The sequence below is a fragment of the Paraburkholderia dipogonis genome (genome assembly GCF_046027395.1).
Lineage (GTDB): Bacteria > Pseudomonadota > Gammaproteobacteria > Burkholderiales > Burkholderiaceae > Paraburkholderia > Paraburkholderia dipogonis_A.
In genome coordinates, this window is record NZ_JAQQEG010000008.1 from 217,929 (window position 1) to 233,431 (window position 15,503).

The 15,503-nt window shown below is 63.7% G+C and carries 17 protein-coding genes; 9 read left to right on the forward strand and 8 right to left on the reverse strand.

What is annotated here, in order from left to right:
* Nucleotides 1-72: 72 nt before the first annotated feature.
* Nucleotides 73-1,113 (reverse strand): sulfate ABC transporter substrate-binding protein, encoded by a 1,041-nt coding sequence (locus tag PQR32_RS10905; protein ID WP_408225633.1) that lies wholly within the window; start codon nt 1,111-1,113, stop codon nt 73-75.
* Nucleotides 1,114-1,426: 313 nt separating this feature from the next.
* Between PQR32_RS10905 and lexA the strand changes: the two genes are divergently transcribed.
* The 3 genes from lexA (at nt 1,427) to PQR32_RS10920 (ending at nt 3,256) form a co-directional block, all read left to right on the forward strand.
* Complete coding sequence (lexA, locus tag PQR32_RS10910; RefSeq protein WP_012432789.1) at nt 1,427-2,077, forward strand: transcriptional repressor LexA; 651 nt, start codon at nt 1,427-1,429, stop codon at nt 2,075-2,077.
* 61 nt (nt 2,078-2,138) lie between these two features.
* Nucleotides 2,139-2,483 carry a hypothetical protein gene (locus PQR32_RS10915; RefSeq protein ID WP_408225636.1) on the forward strand — a complete coding sequence of 115 codons (345 nt, stop codon included), beginning with the start codon at nt 2,139-2,141 and terminating at the stop codon, nt 2,481-2,483.
* A 98-nt stretch (nt 2,484-2,581) separates the two neighbouring features.
* The gene (locus PQR32_RS10920) at nt 2,582-3,256 is read left to right on the forward strand and encodes a DUF2939 domain-containing protein (protein ID WP_408225639.1); all 675 of its coding nucleotides are present in this window, start codon (nt 2,582-2,584) and stop codon (nt 3,254-3,256) included.
* A 155-nt stretch (nt 3,257-3,411) separates the two neighbouring features.
* On the opposite strand, the gene PQR32_RS10925 is transcribed toward PQR32_RS10920, so the two are convergent.
* Complete coding sequence (locus tag PQR32_RS10925) at nt 3,412-3,876, reverse strand: universal stress protein (RefSeq protein WP_012432786.1); 465 nt, start codon at nt 3,874-3,876, stop codon at nt 3,412-3,414.
* 287 nt (nt 3,877-4,163) lie between these two features.
* On the opposite strand from PQR32_RS10925, the gene nodI reads away from it, so the two are divergent.
* The gene (gene nodI / locus PQR32_RS10930) at nt 4,164-5,078 is read left to right on the forward strand and encodes a nodulation factor ABC transporter ATP-binding protein NodI (RefSeq protein ID WP_408225642.1); all 915 of its coding nucleotides are present in this window, start codon (nt 4,164-4,166) and stop codon (nt 5,076-5,078) included.
* A 93-nt stretch (nt 5,079-5,171) separates the two neighbouring features.
* Nucleotides 5,172-5,999, forward strand: a complete 828-nt coding sequence (locus PQR32_RS10935) for an ABC transporter permease (RefSeq protein WP_408225645.1) — start codon at nt 5,172-5,174, stop codon at nt 5,997-5,999.
* An 86-nt stretch (nt 6,000-6,085) separates the two neighbouring features.
* Here PQR32_RS10935 and PQR32_RS10940 read toward each other — a convergent pair whose 3' ends face one another.
* Nucleotides 6,086-6,508, reverse strand: a complete 423-nt coding sequence (locus PQR32_RS10940; protein WP_106283591.1) for a hypothetical protein — start codon at nt 6,506-6,508, stop codon at nt 6,086-6,088.
* A 316-nt stretch (nt 6,509-6,824) separates the two neighbouring features.
* Complete coding sequence (locus tag PQR32_RS10945; RefSeq protein WP_408225648.1) at nt 6,825-7,787, reverse strand: LysR family transcriptional regulator; 963 nt, start codon at nt 7,785-7,787, stop codon at nt 6,825-6,827.
* Nucleotides 7,788-8,013: 226 nt separating this feature from the next.
* Here PQR32_RS10945 and PQR32_RS10950 point away from each other — a divergent pair, with 226 nt between their 5' ends.
* Nucleotides 8,014-9,417, forward strand: coding sequence for a M20 family metallopeptidase (locus tag PQR32_RS10950; RefSeq protein ID WP_408225651.1), 1,404 nt, complete (start codon nt 8,014-8,016; stop codon nt 9,415-9,417).
* A 64-nt stretch (nt 9,418-9,481) separates the two neighbouring features.
* Nucleotides 9,482-10,765 carry an MFS transporter gene (locus tag PQR32_RS10955; RefSeq protein ID WP_408225654.1) on the forward strand — a complete coding sequence of 428 codons (1,284 nt, stop codon included), beginning with the start codon at nt 9,482-9,484 and terminating at the stop codon, nt 10,763-10,765.
* Between the two features lie 238 nt (nt 10,766-11,003).
* Here the strand turns inward: PQR32_RS10955 and PQR32_RS10960 are convergent, their stop codons facing one another.
* Complete coding sequence (locus PQR32_RS10960) at nt 11,004-12,056, reverse strand: NADP(H)-dependent aldo-keto reductase (RefSeq protein WP_408225657.1); 1,053 nt, start codon at nt 12,054-12,056, stop codon at nt 11,004-11,006.
* Between the two features lie 169 nt (nt 12,057-12,225).
* Between PQR32_RS10960 and PQR32_RS10965 the strand changes: the two genes are divergently transcribed.
* Nucleotides 12,226-12,438: a DUF3820 family protein gene (locus tag PQR32_RS10965; RefSeq protein WP_408225699.1), complete on the forward strand. Its 213-nt coding sequence runs from the start codon at nt 12,226-12,228 to the stop codon at nt 12,436-12,438.
* A 207-nt stretch (nt 12,439-12,645) separates the two neighbouring features.
* A complete protein-coding gene (locus PQR32_RS10970) occupies nt 12,646-12,891 on the forward strand; it encodes a hypothetical protein (protein WP_408215177.1) in 246 nt (81 codons plus the stop codon).
* Nucleotides 12,892-12,956: 65 nt separating this feature from the next.
* Here the strand turns inward: PQR32_RS10970 and PQR32_RS10975 are convergent, their stop codons facing one another.
* The 3 genes from PQR32_RS10975 to PQR32_RS10985 form a co-directional block, all read right to left on the reverse strand.
* Nucleotides 12,957-13,160 (reverse strand): trimeric intracellular cation channel family protein, encoded by a 204-nt coding sequence (locus PQR32_RS10975; protein WP_408225660.1) that lies wholly within the window; start codon nt 13,158-13,160, stop codon nt 12,957-12,959.
* Nucleotides 13,161-13,341: 181 nt separating this feature from the next.
* Nucleotides 13,342-13,881: an adenylyl-sulfate kinase gene (gene cysC, locus PQR32_RS10980; RefSeq protein WP_408225663.1), complete on the reverse strand. Its 540-nt coding sequence runs from the start codon at nt 13,879-13,881 to the stop codon at nt 13,342-13,344.
* On the reverse strand, nt 13,878-15,503 hold a 1,626-nt coding region (locus tag PQR32_RS10985), incomplete at its 5' end, for a tetratricopeptide repeat-containing sulfotransferase family protein (protein WP_408225665.1). The genes cysC and PQR32_RS10985, both read right to left, overlap by 4 nt.

A 15,503-nucleotide genomic window follows, 5' to 3' on the forward strand; every position in this document is an offset into this window, starting at 1 on the left:
GGGGCGCGCTCGGGAGTGACGCGTTGCCGCGTCGTTTTCTTGCCAACGCCGGTGAAGGCAGAGGCTTGATCGTTACTGCGGCTGATAGATCGAATCGAACACACCGCCGTCGGCAAAGTGCGTCTTCTGCGCGTTGGCCCAGCCACCGAACGAATCGTCGATCGTGTACAGCTTCAGCTTCGGAAACTTGGCGGTCAGTTCGGCCGGCACCTTGTTCGAACGCGGACGGTAGAAGTTTCTTGCCGCGATCTCCTGGCCTTGCTCGCTATACAGGAAGTTCAGATACGCTTCGGCGACCTTGCGCGTGCCGTGCTTGTCGACCACCTTGTCCACCACGGCGACCGGCGGCTCCGCCAGAATGCTGACCGACGGCACCACGATCTCGAACTTATCCGGACCGAACTCCTTTAGCGACAGGAACGCTTCGTTTTCCCATGCGATCAGCACGTCGCCGATACCGCGTTGCACGAAGCTGGTGGTCGCGCCGCGCGCGCCCGAATCCAGCACACCCGCGTTCTTGTACAGCTTGCCGACAAATTCCTTGGCCTTCTGATCATTGCCGCCCGGTTGATGCTCGGCGTACGCCCAGGCCGCGAGGTAGTTCCAGCGCGCGCCGCCCGACGTCTTCGGATTCGGCGTGACGATCGACACGCCCGGCCTGGTCAGATCGTCCCAATCCTTGATGTGCTTCGGGTTGCCCTTGCGCACCAGAAACACGATCGTCGACGTGTACGGCGACGCGTTATCCGGCAAACGCTTCTGCCAGCCCTTGTCCAGCAAACCCTTACCGGCCAGTGCGTCGATGTCGTAGGCCAGCGCGAGCGTCACGACGTCGGCCTGCAGACCGTCGAGCACCGAGCGCGCCTGGGCGCCGGAGCCGCCGTGCGACTGCTTGAAGGTGATCGTCTCGCCCGTCTTCGCCTTCCATTCCTTGCCGAACGCCTGGTTGACGTCCTGATACAGCTCACGCGTCGGGTCGTAGGACACGTTCAGCAGCGTCGTGTCGGCGGCGTGCGCCTGCGCCATCACGCCGAGCGCCCCCGCCGCGCCCAGTGCAAGCGCCGCGATCAGTTTTTTTGTACTGCCTGCCAGCCCCGTACCTTGGTGATTCATGTCAACTTTCTCCGCGTTGTGTCCGCTGAAACAGCGTGTGGTGTCTTTTCGCGTCGCGGTCACGTGCACATGAGCGCCAACTGGAGGCCAGTCTATCGAAGGGCTTTCATCATTAAAAATAATGTTTCCTCATTCTTTAATACGCAAAAGTGGTAATGACAGCTGGATAAGGCGTTGCGGCATGAAAAGGGGTGTTAGAGCGTCGCTCGACGACGCTGGAACGCCACCCTTCGCCCCGAACTTAAAGTAAAGCTTGAATTGCGCAGAATACTGTATAAAAATACAGTCACCTGTTCATACATACAGTGGCGCCATGACCAAACTCACCGCACGACAGCAGCAGGTTTTCGATTTGATCCGCAGGGCTATCGAACGCACCGGCTTTCCGCCCACCCGCGCGGAGATCGCCGCCGAACTGGGTTTCAGCTCGGCCAACTCGGCAGAAGAACATCTGCGCGCGCTCGCTCGCAAGGGTGTGATCGAACTCGCGGCCGGCGCATCGCGCGGCATTCGCCTGCTGGCCGGCCCGGAAGACTCGCCACACCAGTTCACGCTGCCGCACGCCAGCATCATGCAACTGTCGCTGCCGCTGATCGGGCGGGTGGCCGCGGGCAGCCCGATCCTCGCGCAGGAACATATCTCGCAGCACTACGCGTGCGACCCGGCGCTGTTCTCGAGCAAACCCGATTACCTGCTGAAAGTGCGCGGGCTGTCCATGCGCGACGCGGGCATCTTCGACGGCGACCTGCTTGCGGTGCAAAAAAGGAGCGAAGCCAAAGACGGCCAGATCATCATTGCCCGGCTCGGCGACGACGTCACGGTCAAGCGCCTGAAGCGCCGGCCGAACGGGCTCGAGCTGATCGCCGAGAACCCCGATTACGAAAACATCTTCGTTGAAACCGGCAGTGCGGAGTTCGCGCTGGAGGGTATCGCCGTGGGGCTGATTCGCCCCGGCGAGTTCTAAGCCTTTCGCCCGTTCGACAGAATAAAAAGCCGCATCAACGTTGCATCGTCTGGAGAGTCTCATGGAACGTCTTGCCCGCCTGCTGCCCTTTCGCCAGTTCGGTCGTCTGCGCCATCTTCGCAAGCTGGTGCCCTGCTCATTGATCGAGGCGGCCACGGCCGGCACGCCGTCGCTGTTCGACTCGCCCGACGCTGCGTCGAGCCTGCCGTCGTCGTTGCCGGCATTTGCCCGCGTGTCGTTGAATTCGGGTTTGAATACGGCCGAACCGGCGCGTCGCGCACCGGTACGGGTTTATCACGGACCGTCGCGTCTCATCATGGTCGGCACGATGGACGCGGTGTGCCGCATGATCGACCGCTGCATCGCCGATGAAGCCAACGTGCACGGCGCGGTGTTCGAGTCTTGAAGGGTCTTGAACGGGACGGCAAGAGATTGCATTGCGTGGGATCGTTTTCGCGTGGCCGCGGTCCACGTTAGATCACACCTGATGGAGAGTCCCACTCGATGGCAGTTCCAAAACGTACCAAACGCGGCGGCAAGCGCGGCATCCAGGGCGGCGCCACCCGGCCGCTGATCGTCACGTTGATCGTGATGGTGGTGATCGCCGCGCTGGGGTTTGCTTACGCGTCACCGTACATCGCGCTGAACAATCTCAAACGCGCGGCCGATGCGCGCGACGCGCAAACCGTCAATCAGTATGTCGACTTCCCCGCGTTGCGTGAGAGCCTGAAGGAGCAGGTCGCCAGCCTGCTGACACGCCGGCTCGGCGCGCACAGCAACGGCAATCCATTGGCCGCCATTGGCGCGATGATCGGCGTCGCGTTGATCGGTCCGCTCGTGGATGCGTATGCCACACCGGACGGCGTGGCGGCCTTGCTGAACGGCATGCCGCCGCGCGGCGATCCGGGCGAGCGGCCGCCCGCACCGCCGGCCGCGAACACTCCGCCCGATGCCGCGGCGACCGCACCGGCACCGGCCGCGCCCGCAAACGGCAATGCGGCCAATGGCAACGCCAACTCAGCGCCCCCGCAACCGCCGCAAACCACGGCGGGCTATCGCGGCCTCAACGAGTTCGTCGTCGCATACGAACATGGCGCCGGCGACGCGCGTTACTCGGCGATCTTTCAGCGCGAGGGTGTATTCACGTGGAAGCTGGCCGCGGTCAACCTGAACGAGTGATCGCGGCACGTCGGCTTTATTCGGCGCGGGTCATTTGGTCGCGCCAATTTTTCAGCGAGTCGTGCGACGACTTCGTTGTGACGTCGAGGGCACCAGGTAGTCAGGCCGGAGTAGCCGGCCAGTCAACCGCGCTCGCCCAGTGACCAACACACGTCTCAAGCCGCCGCTTGCTGCTGCTCCTGCGCGGAAGAACAGGCCACCAGAATGCTGCACGAGACACGGTCGAGCAGCGGCGTATTGCCCGCGCCCATCCACCATCGTGACAAACCCGTGCGGCAGCGGTGGCCGACCACGACCAGGTCGACATGCAATTCATTGGCGAGGTTGGCGATCTCGTCGATCGGATGGCCGAATGCGAAATGCCCTTGTGCGGTGACACCTCGCTCGGTGAGCCAGTCGACGCCTTCCTGCAGGATGTCGCGGGCGGTCTTTTCGAAACTGCCACAGGCGACGTCGGTCAGCAGGCCCGCGCTTTGCGCAATACTTGAACGCATGTCGACGACCGACAGCAAGTGCGTTTCCGCTTTCAGATCCAACGCGAGGTCGGCGCCGCAACGTAGTGCTTTGCGGCCTTCGCGCGAGCCGTCGTAGCACAACAGGATTTTCTGGTAGCTCGCCATGATTTTTCTCCCTTCGCGCGGGACGCGCGATCTGAATTAATCATGGTGCGCCGCAATTCAGGTTGCAAGGGATGGAAAACGCTAACTGCGCGCTAACTGCGTCCTAACGACGCCCTAAACAGGTGCGCGGGCCGCACGCGAGTCCTCCGTACGCCGATGCCGCAGTGCAAAAGACCTGCTTCGGACTGTCGGACGCGAACCAGCAGCGTCCCGCCGATGCCCTAGAATAGGCGGCCTCCCCCGGCCATTCGCGTCATTCACGTCTTTCCCGGAGACTCGCTCGATCCATGCCCGAAGCCGCCATCGAATTTCATCAGGTTAAAAAAAGCTACGGCGAAAAAACGGTCGTCGATGGACTGTCGTTTCATGTCAACGCCGGCGAATGCTTCGGCCTGCTCGGCCCGAACGGCGCGGGCAAGACCACCACGTTGCGCATGCTGCTCGGCATCGCGGCGCCCGATGCGGGCACGATCCGTCTGTGCGGCGAGCCGATCCCCGGCCGCGCGCGCGTGGCACGGGCGCGCGTCGGCGTGGTGCCGCAGTTCGACAACCTCGATCCCGACTTCACGGTGCGCGAGAACCTGCTGGTGTTCGGCCGCTACTTCGGTCTGAGCGCCGCGCAATGCCGTGCGATGGTGCCGTCGCTGCTCGAATTCGCGCGGCTCGAGAGCAAGGCGGACGCACGCGTGAGCGAGTTGTCAGGCGGCATGAAGCGGCGTCTCACGCTGGCGCGCGCACTCGTCAACGACCCCGATGTGCTGATCATGGACGAGCCGACCACCGGCCTCGATCCTCAGGCGCGGCATCTGATCTGGGAGCGGCTGCGCTCGTTGCTCGTGCGCGGCAAGACCATTTTGCTGACCACGCACTTCATGGAAGAAGCCGAACGGCTCTGCCACCGGCTGTGCGTGATCGAGGAAGGGCGCAAGATCGCGGAAGGCGCGCCAAGCGCGTTGATCGCTTCCGAGATCGGTTGCGATGTGATCGAGATCTTTGGGCCCGACCCGGTGGCGTTGCGCGATGAACTGGCGCCGCTCGTCGAGCGCACCGAGATCAGCGGCGAGACGCTGTTCTGCTATGTCAACGACGCGCAGCCGGTGCACGCGCGGCTCAAGCAACGCGCGGATCTGCGCTATCTGCATCGACCGGCGAATCTGGAAGATGTGTTCCTGCGGCTCACGGGCCGCGAGATGCAGGATTGAAGCACATCGGTCGATACCGGCATCGCACGCAATGCGCCACAACTATAACGACGCCCTGAAACAAACCATGCAGGGACACGCACGAGACACGCAATGGACGCACGCACTTACGAAACACCAGGCGATACGCCATCGAAACAGGAAGCCTTCGCCGCCTTTCCCGCGAACGCCAGCAACTGGATCGCCGTGTGGCGCCGCAACTATCTGGTGTGGAAGAAACTCGCGATCGCCTCGATGTTCGGCAACCTGGCCGATCCGATGATCTATCTGTTCGGCCTCGGTTTCGGGCTAGGACTGATGGTGGGGCATGTCGACGGCGTGTCGTATATCGCGTTTCTCGCGGCAGGCACGGTGGCCTCCAGCGTGATGATGTCGGCGAGTTTCGAGTCGATGTATTCGGGCTTCTCGCGCATGCACGTGCAGCGCACCTGGGAAGCGATCATGCATACGCCGCTGACGCTCGGTGACATCGTGCTCGGCGAGGTGATCTGGGCGGCCAGCAAGTCGGTGCTCTCGGGCGCGGCGATCATGCTGGTGGCAGGCGCATTGGGCTACGCGAATTTTCCGTCGATGCTGCTGGCGTTGCCGGTCATCGTACTGACCGGGCTCGCGTTTGCGAGCATCGCCATGGTCGTGACTGCGCTCGCGCCTTCGTATGACTTCTTCATGTTTTATCAGACGCTGGTCTTGACGCCGATGCTGTTGCTCTCCGGCGTGTTCTTTCCGGTGTCGCAACTGCCTGCCGTGGCGCGAGGCGTCACCCAGGTATTGCCGTTGGCCCATGCCGTCGACTTGATGCGGCCGGCCATGCTGGGCCGGCCCGTCGACCATGCGCTGTGGCATGTGGCCGTGCTGGCGGCATATGCGGTCGGCGGGTTTATCGTGTCGGCGATTCTGTTTCGCCGCAGGATGATGAAGTAGGTTTTCCGGCCTTCAACAACAACGGACCATAGGCGCTGATACCTACAACCGGCAAAGCATCAGCGCCTGCCGCGAGCCGGGCTCGCTCAGTCCTCGTCATCCGTCCACGGAATATCCACGTCGGAGATAAACGCCACCGTGGCGAATGGGCCGCCGTCCTGACGCCCGATCTTGCCGTCGGCGCGCTGCCATTCGACCCGGAACACCGTACCCGGATCGTCAGCGATCAAGCGGACCGTACGCACTTCGTCCGGATCGGCTTCTTCGACGGGACCGTCGAGCGAGATCTGCAGTTCCTGCGGCCACAGCCCATCGGCTGGATCGTAGATCTTGTCGCCGTCGGGAATCAGCGTGAAGGCTTCCACGCCGATCGTCGCCGACGCGTCCACGATCATCTTGCCCAACGCGCGCAGCAATGCCGTGGCCCGCGCCGAATTCGCCTGACGGATTGCGAGATCCCCGCGCGTCAGCGCCTGCTCAAGTTTTGGGTTTGTTTTTTGTTGCGCCATTCGATGTCCTGAGTCCTATCGCTCGTTGTGGACGGCGCGCAGAGTCGAGCGCGCGCCGCTCTCCATTTTTCGGGCTGAATCCTACCACTGCCGTGCACTGCAGCATTGCCAGCCAGGCATTGCAGCGCTTTCAGCCCGCCCCGTCCACCACAGTTTAGGTCGTGATTCGCGATCCGGCTGGGACATTTGCCTTTCATTTGGCTGTGACTGGATCGCTATCGCCCGCCCGCCACCTGCCTGGCTCGCGGTGCGCCGGTGATCGCAAACGTTGTCTTGCCGCGTTGATGCCGTCTGGATTTTCCATGTCCCGGGGTCGTCAGCGCGTGCCCCTGCCGCGCTTTCGAGCGGCCTTCGAGGCAGCCGCATCGTCGGGCTTTGAACCCGCGATTTCCGCGATCAGATGATCCCGGAACGCCCTCACCGACTGCGGCAGTTCACGCCCCGCCATGCTCTGCACCTGGATGCTGCGCTGGCGCATCTGCGGATGCGTCAGCGGCATCACGACGAAGCCATCGCCGGCGTAACGGTCACGCACGGACAGCAGGCCCGTAAACATGATCGCGCCGGACTTCTGCGCGTAGCGGTACATGGCGCCGCTGTTGTTGCAGGTCAGCTCGGGCTCGAGCAGGACGCCTTCGAGCGCACAGGTGATGTCGATCAACTGACGAATCGTCGTGCCGGGCTCAGGCAGCACCAGCGGGTAGCGCTGCAAGTCGGCAAGCGACACCTTCGCGCGCGCGGCCAATGGATGATCGGCGCGCAGCAGCGCCAGCACCGGCGCGCGTTCCGTGTGCTCGACCTTGACGCCCTTTTCCGGCGCGAGGCTGAAGGTCAACGCGAGATCGGCGTCGCCGTCGCGCACCTGACGGGTCGCTTCGCCCGGCGACATGACCGAGAGCGTGAAGTCGATGCCCGGATACTGAACCCGGAAGCCCGCCATCGCGGTAGGCAGGAAGTCGGCGGCGAAGCCTTCGGAACTCGACACCTTGATCATGCTGCCGTGCAAGGTCTCAAGGCCGCCGATCTCCTTCATCACATGCTCGGCCTCGAGCAGGCTGCGTTGCGCATAGGCGAGCAGGCGCTCGCCGGCTTCGGAGAGCGCCATGCCGCGCGGCCGCCGCTCGAAGAGCGCGACACCGAGGTCACTTTCGAGCCGCGCCACCTGCCGGCTGATTGCCGAGACGGCCACGTGCAGCCGCGCGGACGCGTCGCTGAGCGAGCCAGTGCGCGCGACCTCGACGAAATAGCGCAGCGCGATGCCATGCAGCGAAAGTGCCATGCCTTTGCCTCATTCAACGGTATGCGCCGCTTACGCGATGCCTGCGAGTGCCTTGACCCAATACCGCGAGCTTTGCCTTTTCGGCAACGCAAGCTTCGAAAGACGATCATTGTGACAAAAAAAACGGCCTCCTAGAATCGGTTCGAAGCTGCAGGCCGCGTCCGAGCGTCGTCAGACAGACGACCACGCGCCGCCCGCCCCCACATTCGCCCGCATTGGAGACACCATGAGCCGGACCCAGGCCATCGATCACGCCACCCATCATTTCGAATCCGGCGCCTTTCTGGAGACCCTCAACCGGCGCGTCGGTTTTCGCACCGAAAGTCAGGAGGACGATCGCGCGGCCACGCTGCTGTCGTATCTGACCGACGAGATCACGCCGGAAGTGGCAGGTCTCGGTTTCAGCACGCGCATCGTCACGAATCCGGTGGATGGCTTCGGGCCCTTCCTGATCGCCAGCCGCCACGAGGGCGACCCTCTGCCGACCGTGCTGATCTACGGCCACGGCGACGTGGTGCGCGGCTACGACAGCCAGTGGCGCGCGCCGCTCACGCCGTGGGCCGTGACCATCGAAGGCGAACGCTGGTTCGGCCGCGGCACCGCCGATAACAAAGGCCAGCACAGCATCAACCTCGCTGCGCTGGCGAGCGTTCTGGCCGCGCGCGACGGCAAGCTCGGCTTCAACGCAAAGCTGCTGATCGAAATGGGCGAGGAAACCGGCTCGCCCGGACTCGACGCGATCTGCCACGCGCACCGTGAAGAACTGGCCGCCGACGTGCTGATCGCCTCCGACGGCCCGCGCCTTGCCGCACGCCGTCCCACCGTGTTCCTCGGCTCGCGCGGCTCGGTGAACTTCAGCCTGTCGTTGAATCTGCGTGACGGCGCGCATCATTCGGGCAATTGGGGCGGTCTGCTGCGCAATCCGGCCACCGTGCTGGCGAACGCGTTGTCGAGCCTCGTCGACGCGCGCGGCGTGATCGCCGTCGACGGTTTGCGCCCGCCGCCGATTCCCGAGGCGGTGCGCCGTGCGCTCGCCGATATCACGGTAGGCGGCGGCCCGGGCGATCCGGTCGTCGACGACAACTGGGGCGAGCCTGGCCTGAGTGCGCCCGAGCGCGTGTTCGGCTGGAACAGCTTTGAAATACTCGCGTTCAAGGCCGGCAATCCGGAGAACCCGGTCAATGCGATTCCGTCGTCGGCGTTCGCGCATTGCCAGTTGCGCTTCGTGGTCGGCACCGATTGGGACAACCTCGAACAGCATCTGCGCACGCATCTGGATGCGCACGGCTTCTCGCAAGTGCAGATCGACGTCGAGCGCGGCGCGCCCGCCACGCGCCTGAACCCGGACGATCCGTGGGTCACGTGGGCGATTGCTTCGCTCGAACAGACCACCGGCAAGAAGACCGCCGTGCTGCCCAATCTGGGCGGCACGCTGCCCAACGAAGTGTTCGCCGACACGCTCGGCCTGCCGACTATCTGGGTGCCGCACTCCTACCCGGCCTGTTCGCAGCACGCGCCGAACGAGCATCTGCTCGGACCGGTCGTGCGCGAAGGTCTGCAGATCATGGCGGGCCTCTTCTGGGATCTCGGCGAGAACTCACCGCGCGCGACAAACAACACCGCTATTTGAGCGACGCCCGGACGAACCGGGCGCAACACGCCGTTATCCGCATCTGTCACGAGGCACGTCCACGATGAGCACGTCCACTCTGCAAGCCAGCGCCGCACGACCGTCCGCGGCGAAGGTCCATCGCATCATTCTCGCGGCGTCGATCGGCAACGCGCTCGAATGGTTCGACCTCGTCGTCTACGGTTTCTTCGCGGTGACCATCGCGAAGCTGTTCTTTCCGGCGCGCACCGAAGCGATCTCGCTGATGCTCACGCTCGGCACCTTCGGCATCTCGTATCTGATCCGGCCGCTCGGCGGACTCGTGCTGGGTTCGCTCGCGGATCGCGCCGGACGCAAGGCGTCGCTGCTGCTGTCGATCGCGCTGATGATGATCGGCACCCTGACGATCGCCGTGATGCCGCCGTATGCGGCGATCGGCCTGTGGGCACCGGCGGGCATCATGCTCTCGCGGCTCGTGCAAGGTTTTTCGGCGGGCGGGGAGTTCGGTGCGTCCACCGCGTTTCTGGTCGAACATGCGCCCGAGCGCCGCGGCTTCATGGGTAGCTGGCAGTTCGCGAGCCAGGGGCTCGCGACGCTGCTCGCCTCCGGTTTCGGCGCGCTGCTGACGAGCCAGCTCACGAGCGCGCAACTCGAATCATGGGGATGGCGCGTGCCGTTTCTGTTTGGCCTCGCGATCGGTCCGGTGGGTTTCTATATCCGCCGTTACGTGGATGAAGGCGCCGAGTTCCATGCCGAGCCCAAAGCCCGCACGCCCCTGCGCGACCTGTTCGGTACGCAGAAGGTCCGCATGCTGCTGGCGGTCGGCTCGCTGATCATTTCGACGGCGGCCAATTACATGATCCTGTACATGCCGACCTACGCGATCAAGCAATTGCACCTGCCCGCTTCGACCGGCTTCGCGGCGACGCTCGCCACCGGCGTGGTGCTCACGGTGCTGACGCCGTTCGCGGGGCATCTGTCCGACAGTCTCGGACGCATCCGTATCATGGCGACGGCCGCCGTGCTGATGCTGGTGACGGTGTATCCGGCCTTTATGTATATGAACGCGCATCCGTCGTTCGCGACGATGCTGCTCGCGCTGACCTGGATCGGCGTATTGAAGGCGACGTATTTCGGCGCGCTGCCCGCGTTGATGTCGGAGATTTTCCCGACACAGACTCGCGCGACTGGATTAGCGGTGAGCTACAACATCGGCGTGACGGTGTTCGGCGGCTTTGCGCCGTTCGTGATCACTTGGTTGATCGATGCAAGCGGCAACAAGCTCGCGCCTGGTTTCTATCTGATGTTCTGCGCGGTGGCGAGTTTGCTCGCGCTTTATGCTGTGCGCGGGAAGCTGAAAATCCGCTGACGGAGCGTGTCAAGGTGACCGCGCCGCAGAAGTGAATCCACGTCACCTCGCGAGCGCCCTGGCCATGCAGTCTATGCTGCGCGTGGGAAAGTTAAAAATCCGTCGAGAGATAGTTGAGGCGGAAGAGTTACCGAAGCGAACCCCCACCACCTTGCGAACGCCCCGGCCACACAGCCGGGGCAATCAAACTGTCGCGTGATTCGAGCCGGACTCGATGCACGCGCTCAACGCTCGCGCATCAAGGCGCCGGGTTCGGCTGCAACTCGTGCAACTCATCGATTTCCGCCAGCACTTCCGGCGAGAGCTTCACCTCGACGCTCGCGATGTTTTCCTTCAACTGATCGAGCGAGGTCGCGCCGATCAGATTACTGGTCACGAACGGCCGGCTATTGACGAACGCGAGCGCGAATTGCGCGGGCGACAAACCGTGACGCTTCGCCAGTTCGACGTAGCGTGTAATCGCCTGCATCGCTTGCGGCTTGCTGTAGCGCTTGAAGCGCTCGAACAGCGAGATGCGGGCGCCGGCCGGACGCGCGCCGCCTTCATACTTGCCCGTCAGCCAGCCGAAGGCCAGCGGCGAATAAGCCAGCAAGCCGATATTGTCGCGATGCGCGTACTCGGACAGACCCACTTCGTACGTGCGATTGACGAGGCTGTACGGATTCTGAATGCTGACAATGCGCGGCAAGCCGAGCTTTTCGGCCGCGCGCACAAATTGCGCGACGCCCCACGGCGTTTCATTCGATACGCCAACGTGGCGCACCTTCCCCGCCTTGACGAATTCAGCGAGCACCGACAGCGTTTCTTCGATCGGCACCGTGTAGGCGTCGTCGACCCACGGATACGCGAGGCGGCCGAACGTCATCGTGCTGCGATCCGGCCAGTGCAACTGATACAGATCGACGTAGTCCGTTTGCAGGCGCTTCAGGCTGTCGTCGAGCGCTTCGGTCAGATTCTTGCGGTCGAACTGATTGCCTTTGCCACGAATATGGGTCGGGTTGTGCGGTTGACGCGCCGGGCCGGCGATCTTGGTGGCGAGCACGATTTTCTCGCGCGCGCTGCGATGCTGCGCGAGCCATGTGCCGATGAAGCGTTCCGTCGAACCCTGCGTCTCGGCGCGCGGCGGCACCGGATACATTTCAGCGGTGTCGATCAGATTGACGCCTTGATCGAGTGCGTAATCGATCTGCGCGTGCGCTTCCTGCTCCGTGTTCTGCTCGCCCCACGTCATGGTGCCGAGACCGATCAGGCTAACCTGCACGTCGGAGTCGCCGAGTCTGCGGTATTCCATTGAACTTGTCCTGTTGATTGGTTGAACGAAAAGCGCTGACGTTACCATGCCCGCGCGATACCTGCAGGGCAGGCTAAAATGCGGTTCCAACGGGCGCCGCCCGTTTGCCCCCGCGCGAAAGGTTTCGCCGCGGCTTCTCTGCGATTTCCCTGCGCCGACCCTCTCTTCAATGAATCCCGAACACCTCGAACTGCTGGTCACGCGCATCATGCCTTACGGGAAATATAAGGGCCGCGTGATTGCCGACCTGCCCGGTCATTATCTAAACTGGTTTGCTAGCCAAGGCTTTCCGCCGGGTGAAATCGGCCGGCTGCTGGCCTTGATGCACGAGATCGATCACAACGGTTTGAAGTCGCTGCTCGATCCTTTGCGCAAGCGCTGATCGCCGCGCGGTGAAAGCCGCATGAAGCGCCGTGAAGCACGGTTGAAAGTTGCCCTGCAGGCATCGTGCAAGCAATGTAGGCCTGTACAAATTTATACAGTCTTTTGCTTGTACCTTGCCCGCTGGATGGACTTTAATCCACGTAGGTCTTCGCGCGAACTCCCATGGCTCGCGCCATCGTCCGCCTGTCATCTTGCCTGTTTGTCCATGTCTGAATTCAGCTTGTCCGCGCTGCTCGAATTTATCGGCCACGACCTCTCGCCCGTGCGGGCGGTCATCGCGTTCTTCGTGATCGGCTACCTCGTCGTCGGACTGCCTGTGCATTTCCGCCAGGGCGCTGCATCGCGCGACATCTGGGGCACCGCCGCCGGCGTGACGATGGCCGCGATCTATGCGGCGTTCATCATCGGCGTGTACCCGGCTTTGCATCATTCGGCCGGGTTGTTGCGGTAACGCGAAGCGAATTCGAGGCGCGCCGTGCACGTGCGTGTGCGTGTGCCTACGCTGACGCGCATCGTTCAAACGGGCGACGCCTTCGGCAGATGCCAGCCGTAAGACATGGTGCGCACGCGCAAGATGAAGCACGCCGAGCCGCTCACCAGCGCCGCCGCAGCCGGCGGCAAACCGGCGCGACGCGCCACCACTACGACGAACGCCCCCGCGAATGCAGCCGTCGCATAAATGTCGGCATGCAGGACGAGCGGCACGCGCGCCAGCAGCACGTCGCACCAGTGTTTCGACGTTCAGCCTGATTTTTCGTATCGTCAATGTCGGCATCGACGCTTCACCCTTCTGTCCCTGAGAAATCGAAACGGTATAGCGAAACGTCGTGGGCCGGGCGAAAAAATCTGCGCGTATGGCCACGCGCCGCGCGTGGCTCGCCGGGCTTCAGGACGAAGCGCGCTAACCGCCCAGACGCCCCGTTGCGACCAGATGTGCGAGCAGGCGATCCACCGACTCGTCGACCGGCATCCGGTCGCTTTCGATCACCACGTCGGACGCGAGCGGCGCTTCGAACGGTCCGGAAATACCGGTGAAATGCGGGATCTCGCCGCGCCGCGCGCGAGCGTAAAGCCCTTTGGCATCGCGGGCTTCGCAAACCTTCAGCGGGGCATTCACGAACACTTCGACGAAACCGTCGCCGACGATCTCACGCGCCGAGCGCCGATGCCGATGCTCCGGCGAGATCACCGCGGCAATCACCACGAAACCCTGCTGCATGAAGAGCGCCGCGACATGCGCGACGCGCCGCAAGTTCTCTGTACGGTCCTCGGGCGTGAAGCCGAGGTCGGCGTTCAGTCCGCGCCGCAGCACGTCGCCATCGAGCACGATCGCGACATGCCCCGCTTCCTCCAGCCGCTGATGCAAGGCATTGGCGAGCGTCGATTTGCCGGCGCCGGAAAGCCCCGTCATCCAGATCACCGTGCCGCGCGATGCGTTCATGAGCGATCCTCCGTCCCGCTTGCCGCGACCTCGTCAGCCTCGTGGCGACGCGCCGGCGCCAACTCCGGGCCTAAGCCGTCGAGCAGCGGTTGCAGCAACGCGTGCCGAGGCTGCCAGCGTTGCAGCGAGGTCTTGTACAGCGGACGGCGCACCTGTGCGGAACTGGCGGTGTTCACCTGGCGAGTGGTCTGATAAAACGACAGACAGCGTTCGTCCCAGTCGAGCCCGCAATGCGCGAGCACGCGGCGCACATTGCCTTCGAAATCGCCGACCAGTTCTTCATACTTGACCTCGATCATCACACCTTCGGGGAGCACGCGTTGCCAGTGAGCCATCAAGGCGTCGTACGCGCGGTAGTAACGGCCCAGTTCGCCGAGATCATAGCTGAACGGCACGTCGTGAAAGATCCGCGAAAAAATCGACAGGCAGGTTGGCAACGGCGCGCGGCTGCTGTGAATGAAGCGGGCGTTCGGCAACGCGAGATGGATCAAGCCGAGGTTGATGAAGTTGAACGGATATTTGTCGGTGAAGTGCGTGTAGTTCGCAGCCGGATTGCGTTCGTCGTTTTGCGCGAAACTTTGGAGTTCCGGCAACGCATTGCGCATGCGACGCAGATAGTCCGCTCCGAGCGTGCGCAACGGCGCGGCGCCGACGTGCTGCAAGGCTTCGATATCGATCCGCAACGGATCGCCAGGATCGCGGCGGATGCAGTTCACCAGCGCCTCGCCGAATTCCGTGCGCTCACCCGCGCCGAACACTTGAGGATGGCTCGCGAGAATCTGCTCGATCAAGGTCGAACCCGAGCGCGGCATGCCGACGATAAAAATCGGCGCCTGCGACGCGTCGCCCAGACCGCGCTTTGCCGCCAGCACATCAGAACTCATCAACTCAGGCAGATGCGCGAACAGGCCGAGCGTTTCCGCTTCGTTGTAACGCACACCGGCGCGGTGCAGCGCGTTACCCTTCAGGAAGTGGGCGAACGACACGTCGTTGCGGCCCACGTCGGACAGCGCCTGCCCATACGCGAAGTGCAACTCCGCCTGATTGGCCTGCGTGAGCGAAGCTGCGTCGTCGATGAGACGCTCCATCGCAAGGAACACCGGATCGTCGGCGGCGAGGCGCTTGGACTGCACGAAGTTGCGGTAATACAGCGGCACTTGCGGCGCGGCTTCGATTGCGCGGCGATACGCTTCGTGCGCTTCGTCGAAACGGCCGAGCGCCTGCAGGCAGTTGCCCATGTTGTTGTGCGAGCCGTCGGCTTGCGGATTCACGCGCGTCGCCTCGCGATAGGCGTCCACTGCCTGCTCGAGCCGGTGCATCTGCTCGAGCGTCCAGCCGAGGCCGTGATGCGAATCCGTGTCGCGCGGATCGAGCGCGATCGCTTCGTGATAGCGGACGACAGCTTCGGGAAAACGGTTCAGCGCGGCGAGCGTGGCCGCGAGACGCTGCTGAACGAGTGCATCCGAAGGATCGAGCGCGCGAGCGGTTTCGTAACGTTGGAGCGCGGCGTCGAGTTCGCCGCGCGCGGCGCGGGCGGGGGGGGGGGGGGGGCCCGGGGGGGGGGGGGGGGCGGGGGGGGGGGCCCCCCCCCCCCCCGGGGGGGGCGCCCCCCCCCCCCCCCC

Excerpts from the sequence above, each read along its gene's own strand:
- PQR32_RS10905 (WP_408225633.1), bottom strand. The coding sequence starts at position 1,113 with ATGAATCACCAAGGTACGGGGCTGGCAGGCAGTACAAAAAAACTGATC.
- lexA (WP_012432789.1), top strand. The coding sequence starts at position 1,427 with ATGACCAAACTCACCGCACGACAGCAGCAGGTTTTCGATTTGATCCGC.
- PQR32_RS10915 (WP_408225636.1), top strand. The coding sequence starts at position 2,139 with ATGGAACGTCTTGCCCGCCTGCTGCCCTTTCGCCAGTTCGGTCGTCTG.
- PQR32_RS10920 (WP_408225639.1), top strand. The coding sequence starts at position 2,582 with ATGGCAGTTCCAAAACGTACCAAACGCGGCGGCAAGCGCGGCATCCAG.
- PQR32_RS10925 (WP_012432786.1), bottom strand. The coding sequence starts at position 3,876 with ATGGCGAGCTACCAGAAAATCCTGTTGTGCTACGACGGCTCGCGCGAA.
- nodI (WP_408225642.1), top strand. The coding sequence starts at position 4,164 with ATGCCCGAAGCCGCCATCGAATTTCATCAGGTTAAAAAAAGCTACGGC.
- PQR32_RS10935 (WP_408225645.1), top strand. The coding sequence starts at position 5,172 with ATGGACGCACGCACTTACGAAACACCAGGCGATACGCCATCGAAACAG.
- PQR32_RS10940 (WP_106283591.1), bottom strand. The coding sequence starts at position 6,508 with ATGGCGCAACAAAAAACAAACCCAAAACTTGAGCAGGCGCTGACGCGC.
- PQR32_RS10945 (WP_408225648.1), bottom strand. The coding sequence starts at position 7,787 with ATGGCACTTTCGCTGCATGGCATCGCGCTGCGCTATTTCGTCGAGGTC.
- PQR32_RS10950 (WP_408225651.1), top strand. The coding sequence starts at position 8,014 with ATGAGCCGGACCCAGGCCATCGATCACGCCACCCATCATTTCGAATCC.
- PQR32_RS10955 (WP_408225654.1), top strand. The coding sequence starts at position 9,482 with ATGAGCACGTCCACTCTGCAAGCCAGCGCCGCACGACCGTCCGCGGCG.
- PQR32_RS10960 (WP_408225657.1), bottom strand. The coding sequence starts at position 12,056 with ATGGAATACCGCAGACTCGGCGACTCCGACGTGCAGGTTAGCCTGATC.
- PQR32_RS10965 (WP_408225699.1), top strand. The coding sequence starts at position 12,226 with ATGAATCCCGAACACCTCGAACTGCTGGTCACGCGCATCATGCCTTAC.
- PQR32_RS10970 (WP_408215177.1), top strand. The coding sequence starts at position 12,646 with ATGTCTGAATTCAGCTTGTCCGCGCTGCTCGAATTTATCGGCCACGAC.
- cysC (WP_408225663.1), bottom strand. The coding sequence starts at position 13,881 with ATGAACGCATCGCGCGGCACGGTGATCTGGATGACGGGGCTTTCCGGC.